This is a genomic window from Spirillospora albida, from assembly GCF_000718255.1.
Taxonomy (GTDB): domain Bacteria; phylum Actinomycetota; class Actinomycetes; order Streptosporangiales; family Streptosporangiaceae; genus Spirillospora; species Spirillospora albida.
This window is the reverse complement of the sequence record NZ_JOFJ01000012.1, coordinates 100487-117471: the sequence shown is the minus strand read 5'-3', so window position 1 is coordinate 117471 and position 16985 is coordinate 100487. Positions and strand designations below refer to the sequence as shown.

Annotated in this window: 17 protein-coding genes; 12 read left to right on the top strand and 5 right to left on the bottom strand. The window is 72.9% G+C overall.

Annotation, left to right across the window (positions count from 1 at the left end; all coding sequences use genetic code 11):
* Positions 1-260 precede the first annotated feature (260 nt).
* Both IE99_RS0116780 and IE99_RS0116775 read left to right on the top strand, forming a co-directional pair.
* Entirely contained in the window at positions 261-770 is a 510-nt protein-coding gene (locus tag IE99_RS0116780) for an HNH endonuclease (RefSeq protein ID WP_030171069.1), read from the top strand.
* Between the two features lie 37 nt (positions 771-807).
* Positions 808-1026 carry an FmdB family zinc ribbon protein gene (locus IE99_RS0116775; protein ID WP_030171066.1) on the top strand — a complete coding sequence of 73 codons (219 nt, stop codon included), beginning with the start codon at positions 808-810 and terminating at the stop codon, positions 1024-1026.
* 19 nt (positions 1027-1045) lie between these two features.
* Here the strand turns inward: IE99_RS0116775 and IE99_RS0116770 are convergent, their stop codons facing one another.
* From IE99_RS0116770 to IE99_RS0116760, 3 genes are all read right to left on the bottom strand, one after another.
* Entirely contained in the window at positions 1046-1393 is a 348-nt protein-coding gene (locus IE99_RS0116770) for a DUF1330 domain-containing protein (protein ID WP_030171063.1), read from the bottom strand.
* 111 nt (positions 1394-1504) lie between these two features.
* Positions 1505-3358 carry a dihydroxy-acid dehydratase gene (gene ilvD / locus IE99_RS0116765; RefSeq protein ID WP_030171061.1) on the bottom strand — a complete coding sequence of 618 codons (1854 nt, stop codon included), beginning with the start codon at positions 3356-3358 and terminating at the stop codon, positions 1505-1507.
* Between the two features lie 234 nt (positions 3359-3592).
* Positions 3593-4408: a nuclease-related domain-containing protein gene (locus tag IE99_RS0116760; RefSeq protein WP_030171058.1), complete on the bottom strand. Its 816-nt coding sequence runs from the start codon at positions 4406-4408 to the stop codon at positions 3593-3595.
* Positions 4409-4612: 204 nt separating this feature from the next.
* Here IE99_RS0116760 and IE99_RS0116755 point away from each other — a divergent pair, with 204 nt between their 5' ends.
* Entirely contained in the window at positions 4613-6034 is a 1422-nt protein-coding gene (locus tag IE99_RS0116755) for an amidase (protein ID WP_211258828.1), read from the top strand.
* A 56-nt stretch (positions 6035-6090) separates the two neighbouring features.
* Entirely contained in the window at positions 6091-8130 is a 2040-nt protein-coding gene (gene malQ, locus IE99_RS0116750) for a 4-alpha-glucanotransferase (RefSeq protein WP_425423835.1), read from the top strand.
* Positions 8131-8175: 45 nt separating this feature from the next.
* Here malQ and pepN read toward each other — a convergent pair whose 3' ends face one another.
* Complete coding sequence (gene pepN / locus IE99_RS0116745) at positions 8176-10713, bottom strand: aminopeptidase N (protein WP_030171049.1); 2538 nt, start codon at positions 10711-10713, stop codon at positions 8176-8178.
* Positions 10714-10868: 155 nt separating this feature from the next.
* On the opposite strand from pepN, the gene IE99_RS0116740 reads away from it, so the two are divergent.
* From IE99_RS0116740 to IE99_RS0116710, 8 genes are all read left to right on the top strand, one after another.
* Positions 10869-11483, top strand: coding sequence for a mycothiol-dependent nitroreductase Rv2466c family protein (locus tag IE99_RS0116740; RefSeq protein ID WP_030171046.1), 615 nt, complete (start codon positions 10869-10871; stop codon positions 11481-11483).
* A gap of 149 nt (positions 11484-11632) precedes the next feature.
* Complete coding sequence (locus IE99_RS29290; protein ID WP_037559584.1) at positions 11633-12328, top strand: energy-coupling factor ABC transporter permease; 696 nt, start codon at positions 11633-11635, stop codon at positions 12326-12328.
* A gap of 26 nt (positions 12329-12354) precedes the next feature.
* Positions 12355-12681: a PDGLE domain-containing protein gene (locus tag IE99_RS32700; protein WP_037559583.1), complete on the top strand. Its 327-nt coding sequence runs from the start codon at positions 12355-12357 to the stop codon at positions 12679-12681.
* The gene (gene cbiQ, locus IE99_RS0116730; RefSeq protein ID WP_030171043.1) at positions 12681-13445 is read left to right on the top strand and encodes a cobalt ECF transporter T component CbiQ; all 765 of its coding nucleotides are present in this window, start codon (positions 12681-12683) and stop codon (positions 13443-13445) included. The genes IE99_RS32700 and cbiQ overlap by 1 nt, the downstream gene beginning before the upstream one ends.
* Positions 13442-14194 carry an energy-coupling factor ABC transporter ATP-binding protein gene (locus IE99_RS0116725; protein WP_030171041.1) on the top strand — a complete coding sequence of 251 codons (753 nt, stop codon included), beginning with the start codon at positions 13442-13444 and terminating at the stop codon, positions 14192-14194. The genes cbiQ and IE99_RS0116725 overlap by 4 nt, the downstream gene beginning before the upstream one ends.
* 120 nt (positions 14195-14314) lie before the next feature.
* Positions 14315-15253, top strand: coding sequence for an ATP-binding protein (locus IE99_RS0116720; protein WP_030171039.1), 939 nt, complete (start codon positions 14315-14317; stop codon positions 15251-15253).
* 41 nt (positions 15254-15294) lie between these two features.
* Positions 15295-16275 carry a hypothetical protein gene (locus IE99_RS0116715; RefSeq protein ID WP_030171036.1) on the top strand — a complete coding sequence of 327 codons (981 nt, stop codon included), beginning with the start codon at positions 15295-15297 and terminating at the stop codon, positions 16273-16275.
* A gap of 43 nt (positions 16276-16318) precedes the next feature.
* Complete coding sequence (locus IE99_RS0116710) at positions 16319-16795, top strand: ribose-5-phosphate isomerase (protein WP_030171033.1); 477 nt, start codon at positions 16319-16321, stop codon at positions 16793-16795.
* 3 nt (positions 16796-16798) lie between these two features.
* Here IE99_RS0116710 and IE99_RS0116705 read toward each other — a convergent pair whose 3' ends face one another.
* Entirely contained in the window at positions 16799-16984 is a 186-nt protein-coding gene (locus IE99_RS0116705) for a hypothetical protein (protein ID WP_157610349.1), read from the bottom strand.
* Between the last annotated feature and the right edge of the window lies 1 nt (position 16985).

The following is a 16985-nucleotide window of genomic DNA, read 5'->3' as shown; positions in this document are numbered from 1 at the left end:
TGTATTGCGCGGCGGGGAGTATCCGCTCGTCACGGCGATCCGGTCGAGACCTTTACGTTCGATTCCGCGCGCGAAGGGGGAGCAATGGGGTAGCGGATCGCGTCCTCAAGAGGCCACACTGAGGTGGGTCGGTTCGCCCCTGGGGAGGTCCTCATGGCGGGTTCACAGGTGCCGGAGACGATAACCGGGCCTCGGTGGGAGGCGCGCGGAGCCGCGCCCACCGGGGCGAACAGCCGGTATGCCCCGGTGGAGGGCGTCTGATGCGGCAAGTCCTCCTCCTGAACGCGACGTACGAACCCCTCACCACGCTTCCGCTCCGGCGGGCGGTCTGCCTCGTGCTCCGGGAGAAGGCCGAGATCGTCCACCACGACACCTCGGGCGCGGTCCTCCACTCCGCCACGATGGCGATCGAGGTCCCGTCGGTCATCCGGCTCCGCCGCTACGTCCGGATCCCGTTCCGCACGCGCGTGCCGCTGACCCGCGCGGCGCTGATGCGGCGTGACAACTTCCGCTGCGTGTACTGCGGCCGCCGCGCCGAGACGATCGACCACGTCCAGCCGCGCAGCCGCGGCGGCCCCCACACCTGGGAGAACTGCGTCGCGTCCTGCACGACGTGCAACCACCGCAAGGCCGACCGGCTGCTGGAGGAACTCGGCTGGACGCTCAGCGTCACGCCCGGCGTGCCCCGCGGCGCGCACTGGCGGCTGATCGGCATCGTCCACGACGGGGATCCGCAGTGGGCGCCGTACGTGTCCGAGCCGGCCGCCTGACCGCCACCACCCGGCCGCGCGACCTTATGCTGGGCGCGTGCCACGCTATGACTACCGCTGCCGCGCCTGCGGGTCCACCTTCGAGGTCTCCCGCCCGATGATCAACGCGTCCGATCCGGCGCCGTGCCCGGAGGGGCACGACGACACGGTCAAGCTGCTGTCCACGGTCGCCGTCACCGGCACGTCCCGGGGCACGGCGCCCCCGCCGAAGCCCGCGGGCGGCGGCGGTTGCTGCGGCGGAGGCTGCTGCTCGTAGCACCGCCCCGCGAGACCGGCTACGAGCCCTGCGCCGCGCGCAGGGCCTTGCCGGTGGCGGCGGCGTCGTAGTCCGCGGGGACGCCGTCGAGCAGGACGGCGGTGCCCGCGATGTGGTCGGCGCGCATGGGGAGGATCGCCTGGTAGGCGTCCGACGCGTACCAGGCGCGGGCCTGCTCCATGTCGGGGAACCCGATCAGGACGTAGGTGCCCTCCACCGGCCCCTCTTTCACCTCGGGGGTGGTGCCGTGGACGAGGAAGCGGCCGCCGAACGGGTCCAGCGTCTCCTGGATGCGCTCCATGTAGACGAACACGTCCTCGTGCAGGGGCGGCTGCGGGCGAAGGTGGGCGAGAGCGTACGCGGTCATCGACGTCTCCTGAGGGAGCGGGTGGCCGGGGCCACCGGTCCGATGGCCCCGCCTGACGTCACCCACTCTGCCGCCGCGGCGGAACGGGCGCGATTACGCGGCGGGTAATGCTCAGCGTTCGAGCTGGGAGACGTCGCGTGCGGCGCCGGTCGCGGCGGACGTCGCCATCGCGGCGTAGGCGCGGAGGGCGGCGCTGACCGGGCGGTACCGGTCGCGGGGGCGGTAGCCGCCGAGGTCGGCGAGCAGCTTCTCGCGGCGGATCTCCAGCTCGTCGGCGGGGACGTCCAGCTCCAGCACCCGGTTCGGGATGTCGATGACGACGCGGTCGCCGTCCTGCACGAGGGCGATGACGCCGCCGCCGGCGGCCTCGGGGGAGGCGTGCCCGATGGACAGCCCGGACGTGCCGCCGGAGAACCGGCCGTCGGTGATCAGGGCGCACGCCTTGCCGAGGCCGCGGCCCTTGAGGAAGCTCGTCGGGTAGAGCATCTCCTGCATGCCGGGGCCGCCCTTGGGGCCCTCGTAGCGGATGACGACGACGTCGCCCGCCTTGACCCGGCCGCCGAGGATGCCCTCGACCGCGTCGTCCTGCGACTCGAAGACGACGGCGGGACCGGTGAAGGTCCACAGCTCCTCCTCGACGCCCGCCGTCTTGACGATGGCGCCGTCGGGGGCGATGTTGCCGCGCAGGACGGCGAGGCCGCCGTCGGCGGTGTAGGCGTGCTCGGCGGAGCGGATGCAGCCGTGCTCGCGGTCGAGGTCGAGCTCTTCCCAGCGGGCGCTCTGGCTGAACGCGGACGTGCTACGGACGCCGCCCGGCGCCGCGTGGAACAGCTCCACCGCCTCGGGAAGCGCGGCGGGGGACAGGACGTCCCACTTGGCGAGGAACTCCGCCAGGGACGCGGAGTGGACCGAGTGGGTGCCGCGGTGCAGCAGGCCGGCGCGGTCCAGCTCGCCGAGCAGGGCCGGGATGCCGCCGGCGCGGTGGCAGTCCTCCACGTGGTACTTGCCGGTCGCGGGGGCCAGCTTGCAGACGCACGGGACGCGGCGCGACAGCTCGTCGATGTCGGTCAGGCCGAAGTCGACGCCGCCCTCGTGGGCCGCGGCGAGCAGGTGCAGGATCGTGTTGGTGGAGCCGCCCATCGCGATGTCGAGGACCATCGCGTTCTCGAAGGCCTCCTTGGTGGCGATGTTCAGCGGCAGGACGGACGCGTCGTCGCCGTCGTAGTACCGCTTCGCGATCTCCACGACGGTGCGGCCCGCGTCCTCGTAGAGGCGGCGGCGGGCGGTGTGGGTGGCGAGGACGGTGCCGTTGCCGGGCAGCGCGAGCCCGATCGCCTCGGTGAGGCAGTTCATGGAGTTGGCCGTGAACATGCCGGAGCAGGACCCGCAGGTGGGGCAGGCGCTCTCCTCCATCTCGAGGAGCTTGTCGTCGGGGACGGAGCCGTCCGCGGACGCGATGATCGGGTCGATCAGGTCGAGCTTGTTGCCGCCCATGACGCCCTCGACGGGCTTGCCGGCCTCCATCGGCCCGCCGGACACGAACACCGTCGGGATGTTCAGCCGCAGCGCGGCCAGCATCATCCCCGGAGTGATCTTGTCGCAGTTGGAGACGCAGACGAGCGCGTCGGCGCAGTGCGCGTTGACCATGTACTCGATGGCGTCCGCGATCACCTCGCGGGACGGCAGCGAGTAGAGCATGCCGGCGTGGCCCATCGCGATGCCGTCGTCCACGGCGATCGTGTTGAACTCGCGGGGCACGCCGCCGGCCTCCCGGACGGCCCCGGCGACGACCTTGCCGACCTCGTCCAGGTGCACGTGGCCCGGCACGAACTGGGTGAAGCTGTTCGCGACGGCGACGATCGGCTTGCCGAAGTCCTCGCGCTGGACGCCGCTGGCCCGCATGAGGGCGCGGGCGCCCGCCATGTTCCTGCCGTGCGTGACCGTGCGTGACCTGAGCGGGGGCATTGTCGACTCTCCAACCTGGGATGTTCCGTGACACCGATCGTACGGCCGCGGGGCCGGTGTTCGGCGCGGCCGGGCGTTGCATCGGAGGGAGATCGGCGGCGGCGGATCGCGGCGCTGCCACCGGCCGCGGCGGAGATCACGCGGGGCCGGTCCTGTGCGTTCGATGCTACCCGACGGCGCGGGGCGTCCGGTGGGAGAGGACGCGGGCGACCCGGCCGGGCCGCCCGCCGGCCGTCAGTCGTCGGTGTACTTCGGCGGCAGGGCCTTCTGCGCCGCGTCGAAGATGCGCTGGACGTCGGTCTCGGTCAGGATCTTGGGGCGCCGCCGCAGGTAGGCGCGGGCGCGGTTGCCGGCGTAGACGTCCACGTCCCGCACCCGCATGACCTTCCACGGGATGGACGGGCCGTAGATCGCCACGGACGGCTGCACCGGGACGTCGAAGCCGACCTGCCCGCCGATGATCCGGCTGGCCTGGTCCGCCTCCCAGCGCGCCTCGTCCAGCCGGTCCTTCCGGTTGAACGGGCCGTGGAACAGCTTGCGGTGCGAAAGGGTGCGCACCGGGAGCCGTTTGTCCCAGTTCTCGGAGTCGATGGCGTAGACGCCGGACGGCCCGATCACCAGGTGGTCGATCTGCCCGTCGCTGACGCCCTCGTCGTCGCGGGGGACGGCCCGCGCGTGCAGCACGAGGTAGCCGTTGCGCTCCAGGGACCGCAACTGTTTCTCGGTCCGCCGCTCGGCGGCCGAGGACTTCCGCCACGCCGTGACGCTGGAACTGCGGCGCGACGTCCGGACGGTGTCCGCGACGACCACCAGGACGGCCACCGCGAGCCCGAGCCGGAACCCGAGGACGAGCCCGGCGGCGGCGCCGATCGCGACCCCGATCCCGATCCGGCGCAGCCACCGGCGAATCCGAGGGTCGCCGAACCTGGAACCGGTGGGCCGGTCGTCCGGCTCCTTCACGGGAGCCCCGTGTGCGTGGTCACGCGACTCCTCCTGCACCCGGGGCTGGGCCCGGGCCTCCTGCGTATCGCCCCGCTCCGTCATCGCCATGAGTGACGCTCCGTATACCTCTCCACTCGGGGGCATGATCCTCCGTGCGCAGAGTAATCATTCCCATGGTCGCCGACCAGTCATGCCGGGTTAATTCTTTCGTCGCCGCGAGTATCCGGTTACAGGCGTCCCGGACGGGTTCGTCCGTCCCGTCGCCCCTGCCATCTTTGATGCTCGTCCACGCGCCGTCTACCGTTCGGCGGTGTGACACTTCCCCATGACCTCACCGCCATGCGGATGGCCGCGGCCGTACGCGCCCGCGAGCTGTCCCCCGTCGAGATCACCGACCACTACCTGGATCGCATCGAACGGCTGAATCCGCAGGTCGGGGCCTATGTCACGGTCACCGCGGAGCGGGCCAGGCAGGAGGCGCGCGCGGCCGAGAAGGCGGCCCTGGACCTGCCGCCGGACGAGCTTGCACCCCTGCACGGGGTGCCGGTCCCGATCAAGGACCTGAACATGGTGAACGGCGTCCGGATGACTTTCGGATCGGCGGTGTTCACCGATCTGACGGGTTTCGCGGACGATAACGTCGTGTCACTGCTGAGGCAAGCGGGGTCTGTCCTTCTCGGTAAGACCACCACCCCCGAATTCGGTCTGCCCTGTTATACGGAAAGTGCCGTCGCGCCCGCGGCGCGCACACCCTGGGACCTCGAGCGCTCCGCGGGCGGCTCCAGCGGCGGCGCCGCCGCGGCGGTAGCGGCCGGCCTCGCCCCGATCGCGCAGGGCAGCGACGGCGGCGGCTCGATCCGGATCCCGTCCAGCGTGTGCGGCCTGTTCGGCATCAAGCCGACCCGCGGGCGCGTCTCGCAGGGCCCGATCATCCCCGACCTGTTCGGGCTGTCCACGAACGGGCCGATCGCCAGGTCCGTCCGCGACGCGGCCCTGATGCTGGACGTCATGTCCGGCCCGATGCCCGGCGACATCTACCTCGCCCCACCGGTCGAGGGAACGTTCCTGGCGCATGCGGACCGGCCGCCGGGCCGGCTGCGGATCGCGCGCGGGGCCCAGCCCGCCGTCGCCGGCGCCGAGGTGCACCCGCACTGCCTCGCCGCCTACGAGGAGGCGTCGGCGCTGCTGGAGGAGCTCGGCCACGAGGTCGTCGAGCTGCCGCCCGTGTTCGGGCCGGAGCTCGTGCCGCACTTCGAGCTGCTGTGGGGCGTCATGGCCACCCTCACGCCAGTCCCCCGCGAGCGGGAGCACCTCCTCCAGCCGCTCACGCGGTGGCTCCGTGAGAAGGGCTTCGCCACGTCCGCGCCGCAGCTGTTCGAGGCGCATGCCGCGCTGCAGGGCGCGCTGCGGAGCGCGTTCCCGGTGACGGACCGGTTCGACGCGATCCTGCACCCCACCCTGGCGCTGCCCCCCGCGCCCGTGGGCCACTTCCACGACCAGGAGCCCGAGGAGAACTTCGCCCGGCAGAAGGACTTCACCCCCTTCTGCGCCGCCTACAACATCTCCGGGCAGCCCGCCGTGAACGTCCCCCTGCACTGGAGCCCCGACGGCCTCCCGATCGGCGTCATGCTGGCCGGACGGCTCGGCGGCGAGGGAACGCTCATCTCACTGGCCGCCCAGCTGGAGGAGGCCCGCCCCTGGATCGACCGCAAGCCCGCCATCTGGGACGCCTGACCCTTTTGGTCCCGCCCTGACCGGGCATGCCTCCGGACGTGGCAGCGGATGTGGCAGTGGACGAACTGAGCAGGCTGGCGGAGGCGCACCGGGTCGCGACCCGGTACACCGACTGGCGGGGACGGGAGGCGGAGGTCTCCCGCGACACCCTCGTCGCCGTCCTGGGGGCGTTGGGCGTGGACGTCTCGTCCGAGGCCGCCATCCGGGAGGAGCTCCACCGGACGACAGGACGGCCGGAGGCGCTGCTGCCTCCGGTCGTCGTCCTCCGGGAGGGGGCCGCGGTGAAACCGGAACCGGACGTCGACCTCTTCGTGGAACTCGAGTCGGGAGAGGTGATCCGGTTCGCCCTGGACGATGTCCCGCTGGGCTGGCACCGCCTCCACGCGCACCGGGGCGAGGAGCACGCGACCGCCCCGCTCCTCGTCGCGCCGCACGCCCTGGAGCCGCCCGCGCCCGCCTGGGGGTTCACGACGCAGCTGTACTCGGTGCGCTCGCGCGCGTCGTGGGGGATGGGCGACCTGCGCGACCTCGCCGACCTGGCGGCCTGGAGCGCCCGCGAGCTCGGCGCCGGGTTCACGCTCATCAACCCGCTGCACGCCACCGAACCCGCCGCGCCGATCGGCCCGTCGCCGTACTCGCCGATGAGCCGCCGGTTCCCGGCACCGATCCACCTGCGGATCGAGGACCTCCCCGAGTACGGGGCGCTGCCGCCCGGGGAGCGCGCGGAGATCGACTCCCTCGCCGCGCCCCTTCGCGGGGCCGCCGGTGCCATCGACCGGGACGCGGTCTGGGCGGCCAAGAGCCGTGCCCTGGAGATCCTCCACCGCGTCCCGCGCGGCACCGAGGCCCAGCGCGACTACGAGGCGTTCCAGGCGCGCGAGGGCAGGGCGCTCACCGCGTTCGCGACCTGGTGCGCGCTCGCCGAGTCGCACGGTGCCGACTGGCGCCGCTGGCCGGCCGCGCTCCAGGACGCGCAGGGGCCCGCCGTCGCCGCCGAGGCGGCCCGGCTCGCGCCGCGCATCGGCTTGCACACCTGGCTGCAGTGGCGGCTGGACGGCCAGCTCGGCGCCGCCCAGCGGGCCGCCCGCGACGCCGGGATGCCGGTCGGGATCGTCCACGACCTGGCGGTCGGCGTGGCGCAGGGCAGCGCCGACGCCTGGATGTACCGCACCCGCTTCGCGCCCGGCATGAGCGTCGGCGCCCCGCCGGACGAGTTCAACCAGCGCGGCCAGGACTGGGGCCAGCCGCCGTGGGATCCGCGCCGCCTCGCCGAGGCCGCGTACGTCCCGTTCCGGGAGATGGTCGCCGCCGCGTTCCGGTACGGCGGGGGGCTGCGCCTCGACCACGCGATGCAGGTGTCGCGGCTCTGGTGGGTGCCGGAGGGCGCGTCGCCGGCGGACGGCACGTACGTCGCCTACGACCGGAACGCGCTCCTCGGCTGCCTCACCTGGGAGGCGTACCGCGCGGGGGGCGTCGTCATCGGCGAGGACCTCGGCACCGTCGAGCCCGGTGTGCGCGCGGACCTGGCCGAGCGGGGCGTGCTCGGCACGTCCCTGCTGTGGTTCGAGCGGGACGGCGCGGGCCGCCCGAAGCCGCCGGGGCAGTGGCGGGAGCTGTCCCTGGCCACGGTCGGCACCCACGACATGCCGCCCATCACCGGCTTCCTGCACGGCGACCACATCGGGCTCCGCGACCGCCTCGGGCTGCTCACCCGCCCCGTCGCGGAAGAGGAGGACGACCATCACCGCCAGCTGGCCGACTGGCTGGCCGTCCTGCACGCCGAAGGTCTCCTGGAGGCGGCCCCCGAAACGGTGATGGACGCGCTGAAGGAGGGATCGGACGTGTACGACGAGCAGGTCGTCGCGGCTCTGCACGCCTTCCTCGCCCGCACCCCGGCCCGCCTGACGGGGATCGCCCTCGCGGACGCCGTGGGGGAGCGCCGCACCCAGAACCAGCCGGGGACCACGGACGAGTACCCCAACTGGCGCGTGCCCCTCGCCGACGCGAACGGCGACCCCGTCCTCCTGGAGGACCTCGCGGCCCATCCCCGCATCAGGACCACCGTCGCCGTGCGGTCGCCGCAGGGACGTCCCTGACGGCCGACCGCACGGCCACGTGCGCCGGACGGAACGGGCGCAGGATCAGGCGGACGCCCGGTCCTTCGCACGGGCGCGCAGGGCGCGGGTCACGCCGTCACGGCCCTCGGACAGCAGCCGCCGGAGCGCCGCGGGCGGGTCGTTCTCCGCGATGTACGCCTCGGTGCGGTCCACCGTGGACTGCTCGACCACCAGGAAGGGGTAGGCGACCTCGGCGAACGTCTGCGACATGTCGCTCGTCCACTCCTTCCAGACCCGGCCCACCTCGGCGAAGTACCCGTCCACGTAGGGGACGAGCAGGTCCACCTGGTCGGGCTCGACGAAGCCGCCGAGGGTCGCGCGGAACACCGCGTTCGGCAGCGTCCCCGAGATGATCCGCTCCCACGCGGCGGCCTTCGCGTCCGCGGTCGGGATCGCCGCCTTGCAGGCGGCGGCGTGCCGCTCGCCGGCGGCGGTGCGGTCGCGCTCGTGCTCGGCGTCGATCTCCGCCTCCCCGGCCCTGCCGGTGACGACGAGACGGCGCAGCAGCGCCCAGCGGAGCTCGGTGTCGACCTTGAGGCCCTCCAGGGTGTCCGAGCCGTCCAGCAGGGCCCGCACGTGCGCGAGGTGCTCGTCGGTGACGGCCACGGTCGCGAACGCCTGCACGTAGGCGAGCTGGAAGTCGGATCCGGCCTCGGCCTCACGGGCGAGCGTCGCGAGGGCGTCCGCCATCAGGCCGAGGCCCTCGCCGCGCCACGCCGGGTCGGCGTACTGCTGGACGGCGGTGCGCGCCTGCCGCAGGAGCGTCTGCGTGACCGAGATGTCGGTGACGCCGCGGATGCCCCGCACGACCAGCTTCACATAGTCGCGCGTCGCCATCTCGGCGTCACGCGTCATGTCCCACGCCGCCGACCAGCACAGCGCGCGCGGGAGGCCGTCCCTGATGTCGCCGATCGCCTCGACGAGGGTCCTCTGCGAGTGCTCGTCGAGGCGGATCTTCGCGTAGGTGAGGTCGTCGTCGTTCACCAGGACGAGGTCGGGGCGTTTTCTCCCGATGAGGTCCGGGACCTCCGTGCGGGCGCCCACGATGTCGAGCTCGGCCCGGTCGCGCCGGACGATCCCGTCCGGCGTGCGGTCGTAGAGGCCGACCGCCACGCGGTGCGAGCGGAGGGTCGGGTGGTCGGCCTTCGCCTCCTGGAGGACGGCGAACGACGTGAAGTTCCCCTCCGCGTCGACGTCGTAGGACGGGCGCAGCGTGTTCACGCCCGCCGTCTCCAGCCACTCCTTCGACCACGACCCGAGGTCGCGCCCGGACGTCTCCTCCAGCGCGCCCAGCAGGTCGCTCAGGACGGTGTTGCCCCACGCGTGCCGGTCGAAGTACCGCCGCACGCCCTCCAGGAAGTTGTCGCGGCCGACATAGGCCACGAGCTGCTTCAGGACGGACGCGCCCTTCGCGTACGTGATCCCGTCGAAGTTCACCTCGACGGCGCGGATGTCGGGGATGTCCGCCGAGATCGGGTGCGTCGACGGCAGCTGGTCCTGCCGGTACGCCCACGCCTTCATCAGGTTCGCGAACGTCGTCCACGACCCGGTCCACTTCGTGGCCTCCGCCTGGCACAGGACGCTCATGTACGTGGCGAACGACTCGTTCAGCCACAGGTCGTCCCACCACCGCATCGTCACGAGGTCGCCGAACCACATGTGCGCCATCTCGTGCAGGATCGTCTCCGCGCGGCGCTCGTAGGCGGCGTCGGTGACCCGCGACCGGAAGACGTAGTCCTCCAGGAACGTCACGCACCCGGCGTTCTCCATCGCGCCCGCGTTGAACTCCGGCACGAACAGCTGGTCGTACTTCGCGAACGGGTACGGACGGCCGAAGACCTTCTCGAAGTACGCGAAGCCCTGGCGCGTCACGTCCACGATCGCGTCCGCGTCGAGGTGCTCGGCGAGCGACGCCCGGCAGAACACGCCGAGCGGGATGACCGTGCCGTCCTCGCGCCGGTACTCGTCCCGGACGGCGTGGTACGGGCCCGCGACCAGCGCGGTGATGTACGTGGAGATCTGCGGGGTCGGCATGAAGTGCCAGGTGCCGCCGCCGGACGTCTCCGCCGCCTCGTTGGTGACGACCTCCCAGCCCTCCGGGGCCCGCACCGTCAGCTCGAACGTCGCCTTCAGGTCGGGCTGGTCGAAGCAGGTGTACATCCGGTGCGCGTCGGCCGTCTCGAACTGCGTGTAGAGGTAGACGCTCTCGTCGACCGGGTCCACGAACCGGTGCAGGCCCTCGCCCGACCGGGAGTACGCGCAGTCGGCGACGACGCGGAGCTCGTTGTCCGCCGCGAGTCCCGGCAGCGGGATCCGGCCCTTGTCGGCGTCGTAGGTCGAGGGGTCCAGGGCCCTCCCGTTCAGCGTCACCTCCCGCACGGCCGCGCCGTGCAGGTCGATGAAGGTGTCCGCGCCCGCCTCCGCGCTGCCGAACCGGACCACCGTGGTGGAGCCGAACCTCTCGGCGTCGTCCCCCGCGAGGTCGAGCTCCACCGCGTACGACTCGACGCTGAGCAGCCTGGCCCGTTCCCGCGCCTCGTCGCGCGTCAGGTTGCCTGCCACATGCACTCCTTGGTCGGTTCATTGCCTGTTCCCCCATGTCTACCAACCGGCCGGTGCTCCGGTCCTGGCGCCACGGCCTTCGAATCGCGCCGGCGGGGAATCAGCGGCGGCGGCGGAGGGTTGATCGGGGCGGACACGACTACTAGGAGGCTCTCTTGTCGAACGGCGACCGCACCCCCGTGGACTTCTGGTTCGACCCCAAGTGCCCGTGGGCGTGGATCACGTCCCGCTGGATCCTGGAGGTGGAGAAGGTCCGCCCGATCCAGGTGCGCTGGCATGTGATGAGCCTCGCCGTCCTCAACGAGGACAAGGACATTCCGGCCGAGTACCGGGAGCTGCTCGCCGACGCGTGGGGCGCGGTACGGGTCTGCGTCGCGGCCGAGCGGAAGTACGGCCCGGAGGTCCTGGGCCGGCTCTACACGGAGATGGGCACGCGCAAGCACCACGAGGACCGCGCGCTCGACGAGGCCGTGCTCGCGGAGGCGCTGACCGCCGCCGGCCTCGACCCGGCGCTCGCGGCGGCGGCCGAGTCGACCGAGTACGACGAGGCGCTGCGGGCCTCGCACAAGGACGGCATCGACCGCGTCGGTCAGGAGGTCGGCACCCCGGTGATCGAGGTCGAGGGCTCGGCGTTCTTCGGCCCGGTCGTCTCCCCGATCCCGCGCGGCGAGGCCGCCGCCAAGCTCTTCGACGGCGTCGTGGCCGTCGCGTCGACGCCGGGGTTCTTCGAGCTCAAGCGGACGAGGACGGTCGACCCGATCTTCGACTGAGCCCCGGCCGATCTCCGGCGGCCCCCGCGGATCCGGACGTCTCGCCACACCGCCACCAATAGGTTGCTATTGCGAGTAACTTGCAACTACCAGGGATGTGCCAGCACACTGGTCCCATCAGGCCATCCAGGTAGGACGGTGAGTACGGAATGCACGTGCCCAATGGCTTCATCGACGCGCCGGTATCCGTGGGGGCGGGCCTCGTCGCGGCGGCCGGGGTCGCGGTCGCGCTGCGCGGGGCCCGGCGCGAGCTCGACGACCGGACGGCGCCGCTCGCCGGGCTGACCGCCGCGTTCGTGTTCGCCGCGCAGATGCTCAACTTCCCGGTCGCGTCCGGGACCAGCGGGCATCTGCTCGGCGGCGCGCTCGCGGCCATCCTGGTCGGGCCGTACACGGGCGTACTGTGCGTATCGGTGGTGCTGCTGGTGCAGGCCCTCCTGTTCGCGGACGGCGGGGTCAGCGCGCTCGGCGTCAACATCGTGCTGATGGCGATCGTGACCGTCCTGGCCGGATACGGCCTGTTCCGCGGGCTGCTGAAGGTCCTGCCGAAGAACCGCGCCGCGGTGACCGGGGCCTCGTTCGCCGCCGCGCTGGTCTCGGTGCCGGCGTCGGCCGCCGCGTTCACGCTGATCTACGCCCTCGGCGGCACCGCCGACGTGCCGATCGGCGGGCTCGCGACCGCGATGCTCGGCGTGCACGTCCTGATCGGGATCGGCGAGGCGCTGATCACCGCCGTGACCGTGTCGAGCGTGCTCCGCGTCCGGCCCGACCTCGTGTACGGGGCCCGCGAGCTGATCGGGCGTCCGGAGCTGCGGGTGCAGGCGCCCGTTCCGGCGCAGGCGTGAACGTGAAAGGCGGGAGAGGGACCGACATGAACCGCAAGCGCTTCTTCCTCGGGTTCCTGCTGGTGTCGCTGGTCCTCGCGGGGGTCGTCAGCTTCTACGCCAGCGCCAGCCCGGACGGCCTGGAGAAGGTCGCGACCGACAAGGGCATCGCCGAGAAGGAGAAGGAGCACTCCCTCGGCGACTCGCCGCTCGGCGACTACGGCGTCAAGGGCGTCGACGACGCCCGGCTCTCCGGCGGCCTCTCCGGCGTGATCGGCGTCGGGGTGGTGCTGCTCGCGGGCGGCGGGCTCTTCTGGATCATCCGGCGGCCCGGAGCGAAGGACTCCGGGGGCGCGTCCGGGACCGCCTCCTAGTGGGCGCCGGGCACGTCCACCGGCTCTACCTGGACCGCGCGTCCCCGGTGCACCGGCTGCCGCCGCACTGCAAGCTGGTGGCGGTCCTCGCGTTCGTGCTGCTGGTCGTCGCCACGCCGCGGGAGCGGATGTGGGCGTTCGCGGCGTACGCGGTGCTGCTGGCGGCGGTCGCGGCGGTCGCGCGGATCCCCTTCGGGACGGTCGTGCGCCGGACCGCCATCGAGGTGCCGTTCGTCGCGTTCGCCCTGCTCATGCCGTTCGTCGCGACCGGTGAGAAGACCACGGTGCTGGGGCTCTGGCTCAGCGAGAGCGGGCTGTGGAGCGCCTGGGACATCCTCGCCAAGGGCACGCTCGGCGTCGTCGCGTCGATCCTGCTGGCCGCGACGACCGAGCCGCGGCTGCTGCTGCTCGGCCTCGACCGGCTCCGCATGCCGCAGCTGCTCACCCAGATCGCGACGTTCATGCTGCGCTACGGCGACGTCGTCGCGGCCGAGCTCGGCCGGATGCGGGTGGCGCGCGCGTCCCGGGGATTCGAGGCGCGGGACGTCCGCGCCACCGGCGTCCTGGCGAAGTCGGTCGGGGCGCTGTTCCTGCGCTCGTACGAGCGGGGCGAGCGGGTCCACCTCGCGATGGTGAGCCGCGGGTACGACGGCCGCATGCCGCTCCTGGACGACGTGGGGGCGACCGCGGGGCAGTGGTCGGCGGCGGCCCTGCTCCCCGCGGCGGCCCTGCTGGTGGCGGCGGGTGCTTGGATGGGGATATGACGGCTTCCCTGGAGGTCGAGGGGCTCGCCTACGCCTACCCGGACGGGACGCAGGCGCTCTTCGGCGTCGACCTGACGATCGGGCGCGGCGAGCGCGTCGCGCTCCTCGGGCCGAACGGGGCCGGGAAGACCACGCTCGTCCTGCACCTGAACGGCATCCTGCACGGCGGGCTCGGCGAGGTGCGGGTCGGCGGCCTCGCCGTCGACCCGAAGGACAAAAAGGGCCTGCGGGAGATCCGCCGCCGCGTCGGCATCGTCTTCCAGGACCCCGACGACCAGCTGTTCATGCCCACCGTCCGGGAGGACGTCGCGTTCGGCCCGGCGAACCTCGGGCTGCGCGGCGCCGAGTTGGAGGGGCGCGTCCGGGTCGCCCTCGACCGCGTCGGGATGGCGCACGCGGCCGACCGGCCGCCGCAGCACCTCAGCTTCGGCCAGCGCCGCCGGGTCGCCGTCGCGACCGTGCTCGCGATGGAGCCGGAGATCCTGGTGCTGGACGAGCCGTCCTCCAACCTGGACCCGGCGAGCCGCCGGGAGCTGGCCGAGATCCTGCTGAGCCTGGACGTGACCGTGCTGATGGTCACGCACGACCTCCCGTACGCGGCGGAGCTGTGCCCGCGGTCGGTGGTCCTCTCCGGCGGGGTGATCGCGGCGGACGCGCCGACCCGCGACCTGCTCGCCGACGCGGACCTGCTCGCCGCGCACCGGCTGGAGCTGCCCTTCGGGTTCGACCCGGCCGCCGCGCCGCGCTGAGGTCCCCGCGCGACTCCGGCCCGCCCGTCTTCGGCCGTTCCGCTTGAAAACACCTGTCACGCTGCGTCACACTCGTGCGTGGAAAATGGCAACGGTTTTCATATCCGAATCGAGGCATTTGTGAAGGTCGCATTCGTGGGCAAGGGCGGCAGCGGCAAGACGACCCTGTCGTCGCTGTTCGTCCGGCACCTCGCCGGACGGGGGCTGCCGGTCGTCGCCATCGACGCCGACATCAACCAGCACCTCGGCGTCGCGCTCGGCCTGGACGAGGACCGCGCCGCCAAGGTCCCGGCGATGGGCGACCACCTCCCCGAGATCAAGGAGTACCTGCGCGGCGACAACCCCCGCATCCCGTCCACCGCGCAGATGGTCAAGACCACCCCGCCCGGCGCCGGCTCGCGGCTGCTGCGGTTCCGCGGCGACGACCCCGTCCACCACCTGGGCCAGGAAGTCGACGGCGTCACCCTGCTGGCCACCGGGCCGTTCAACGACGACGACCTCGGCGTGGCCTGCTACCACTCCAAGACCGGCGCGGTCGAGCTCTACCTCAACCACCTCGTGGACGGGCCGGGGGAGTACGTCGTCGTCGACATGACCGCCGGGGCCGACACGTTCGCGTCCGGTCTGTTCACCCGGTTCGACCTCATGTTCCTGGTCGCCGAACCCACCCGGAAGGGCGTGGGCGTCTACCGCCAGTACGTCGAGTACGCCCGCGACTACGACGTCGCCATCCGCGTCGTCGGCAACAAGGCGCAGAGCGCCGACGACATCGCCTACCTGCGCGAGCACACCGGGGACGACCTGCTGACCTGGCTCGGGCAGTCCGCCGCCGTCCGGGCGCTGGAGCAGGGGCGGGACGGCGTCGCCCTGGAGGACGGCAACGAGGAGGCGCTCTCCCGGATGCTGGCCGAGGTCGACGCGCGCGCCAAGGACTGGGGCAAGTTCCACCGCCAGGCCGTGGAGTTCCACGTCAAGAACGCGCGGAGCTGGGCGAACCGCGCGACCGGCGCGGACCTCGAGCGCCAGGTGGACCCGGCGTTCCGCTACCCGGCGGCCTGAGGGCCTACCGGCGGCGGAGGATCCGCACTACCCTGCCCGGCATGACGATGCGGCGGATGATCGCGATGGCGCTCGGCGCCCTGCTCCCCGTCCTCGCGATCGCGCTGGTGATGGGCAACCAGTGGGTCGCGGACGAGATCAACGAGAGCGATCTCGAACGCGGCGAGGGTCTCGCCCCCCTGGTGACGTGGCTGCAGGTCCCCATGTGGCGGATCAGCGGACCGGGCTCCCGCACCGAGTGGAAGTACATCTTCGCGATCGACTTCACCCTGCTCGTCATGCTCGGGCTCCTCGCCGCCCTGGTGGTGGTGGGGGCGCGGAGCGTCGATCCGCGGCGCGGGGCGTTCGGCGCCTTCATCACCGGCTGGTGGGCGGCCGTCCTCGCCGCCGGCCTGTCCGGCATCGTGGAGGGGGTCCTGCTCAACTGGGCCTTCCCCTTCCCCGGCGGCGCGTCCAGGACCATCTGGATCTCCATCTCCACCGGCCTCGGGTTCGGGTTCGCCTACGGCTGGCTCGTCGGGCTCGGCACGCTCGCCGGATACGCCGTCGGGCGTTCCCGCACCCCCGCCGCTCAGCAGCCCTACGGGCAGCCGCAGCCGTTCGGCGGGGGGACGGGGCCGCAGCCGATGCCGTTCGGCGGAAGCACCGGGCCGCAGCCGATGCCGTACGCGCCGCAGCAGCCCTACGGGCGGCCCGCGGGCTACCCGCCCGTGCAGCCCGGCCCGCAGATGGGGACGGGGCCGCAGCACCCGGCGGCCGTTCCGTACACTCCGCCGCCCGGGACGCCGCAGCCGCCCGCCTGGGGCGCGGCCCCCGCCCCGGGCCAGCCGCCGGCCCAGCCGCCCGCCCAGCCGGGGCCACCGGCTCAGGACGAATCGGACGGCGACGCCGGCCCGCCGCGCGAGGCCCCGCCCCGGGACGAACCGAAGGACGGGCCGCAGGAACCGCCCGAGGACGGGCCGCAGGACCCGCCGCGGGACCCGTCCGGCGACACGGGTCCGCGCCTCCCGCCGCCGAGCTGACCCCGGGGCCGGAGCGCGGCGGCGGCCTGGGAGAATCGGTGCCATGCGCGTCTTTCTTGGAACCGACCATGCCGGGTACGAGCTGAAGGAGTACCTGGTCTCCTGGCTGAAGGAGAACGGTCACGAGCCCGTCGACTGCGGTGCGTTCGCCTACGACGCGGTGGACGACTACCCGCCGTTCGTGCTGCGGGCCGCGCAGCGGACCGCCGCGGAGCCCGGCACCGTCGGCATCGTGATCGGCGGATCCGGCAACGGCGAGGCGATCGCCGCGAACAAGGTGCGGGGCGTCCGGGCCGCGCTGGTCTGGAACGAGGAGATCGCCACGCTCGCCCGCGAGCACAACGACGCGAACGTGATCAGCATCGGCTCCCGCCAGCACGACCACGAGACGGCCGCCCGCTTCGTGGAGCTGTTCCTCGGCACGGCCTACTCGGACGAGGCGCGCCACACGCGCCGGATCCGGATGCTGACCGACTACGAGACCACGGGGCAGCTCCCGCCCCTCCCCGGCGAGGCCTGAGCCTCACGGGTTCCGCTGGGCGCCGCCTCGCTTGCCGAGGCGGCGCCGTTCGTTCTTCTGGGCCTTGGTGCGCCGGGGCGGCTCGGCGGCCCGCGCGGAGGCGGGTTCGCCGGCGGCGGGACGCTCCCGCGCCACGTCCCGTGCGCGCATCGCCGCGTCCACCGTGATCCGCATGCTGGGCTGCCCCATC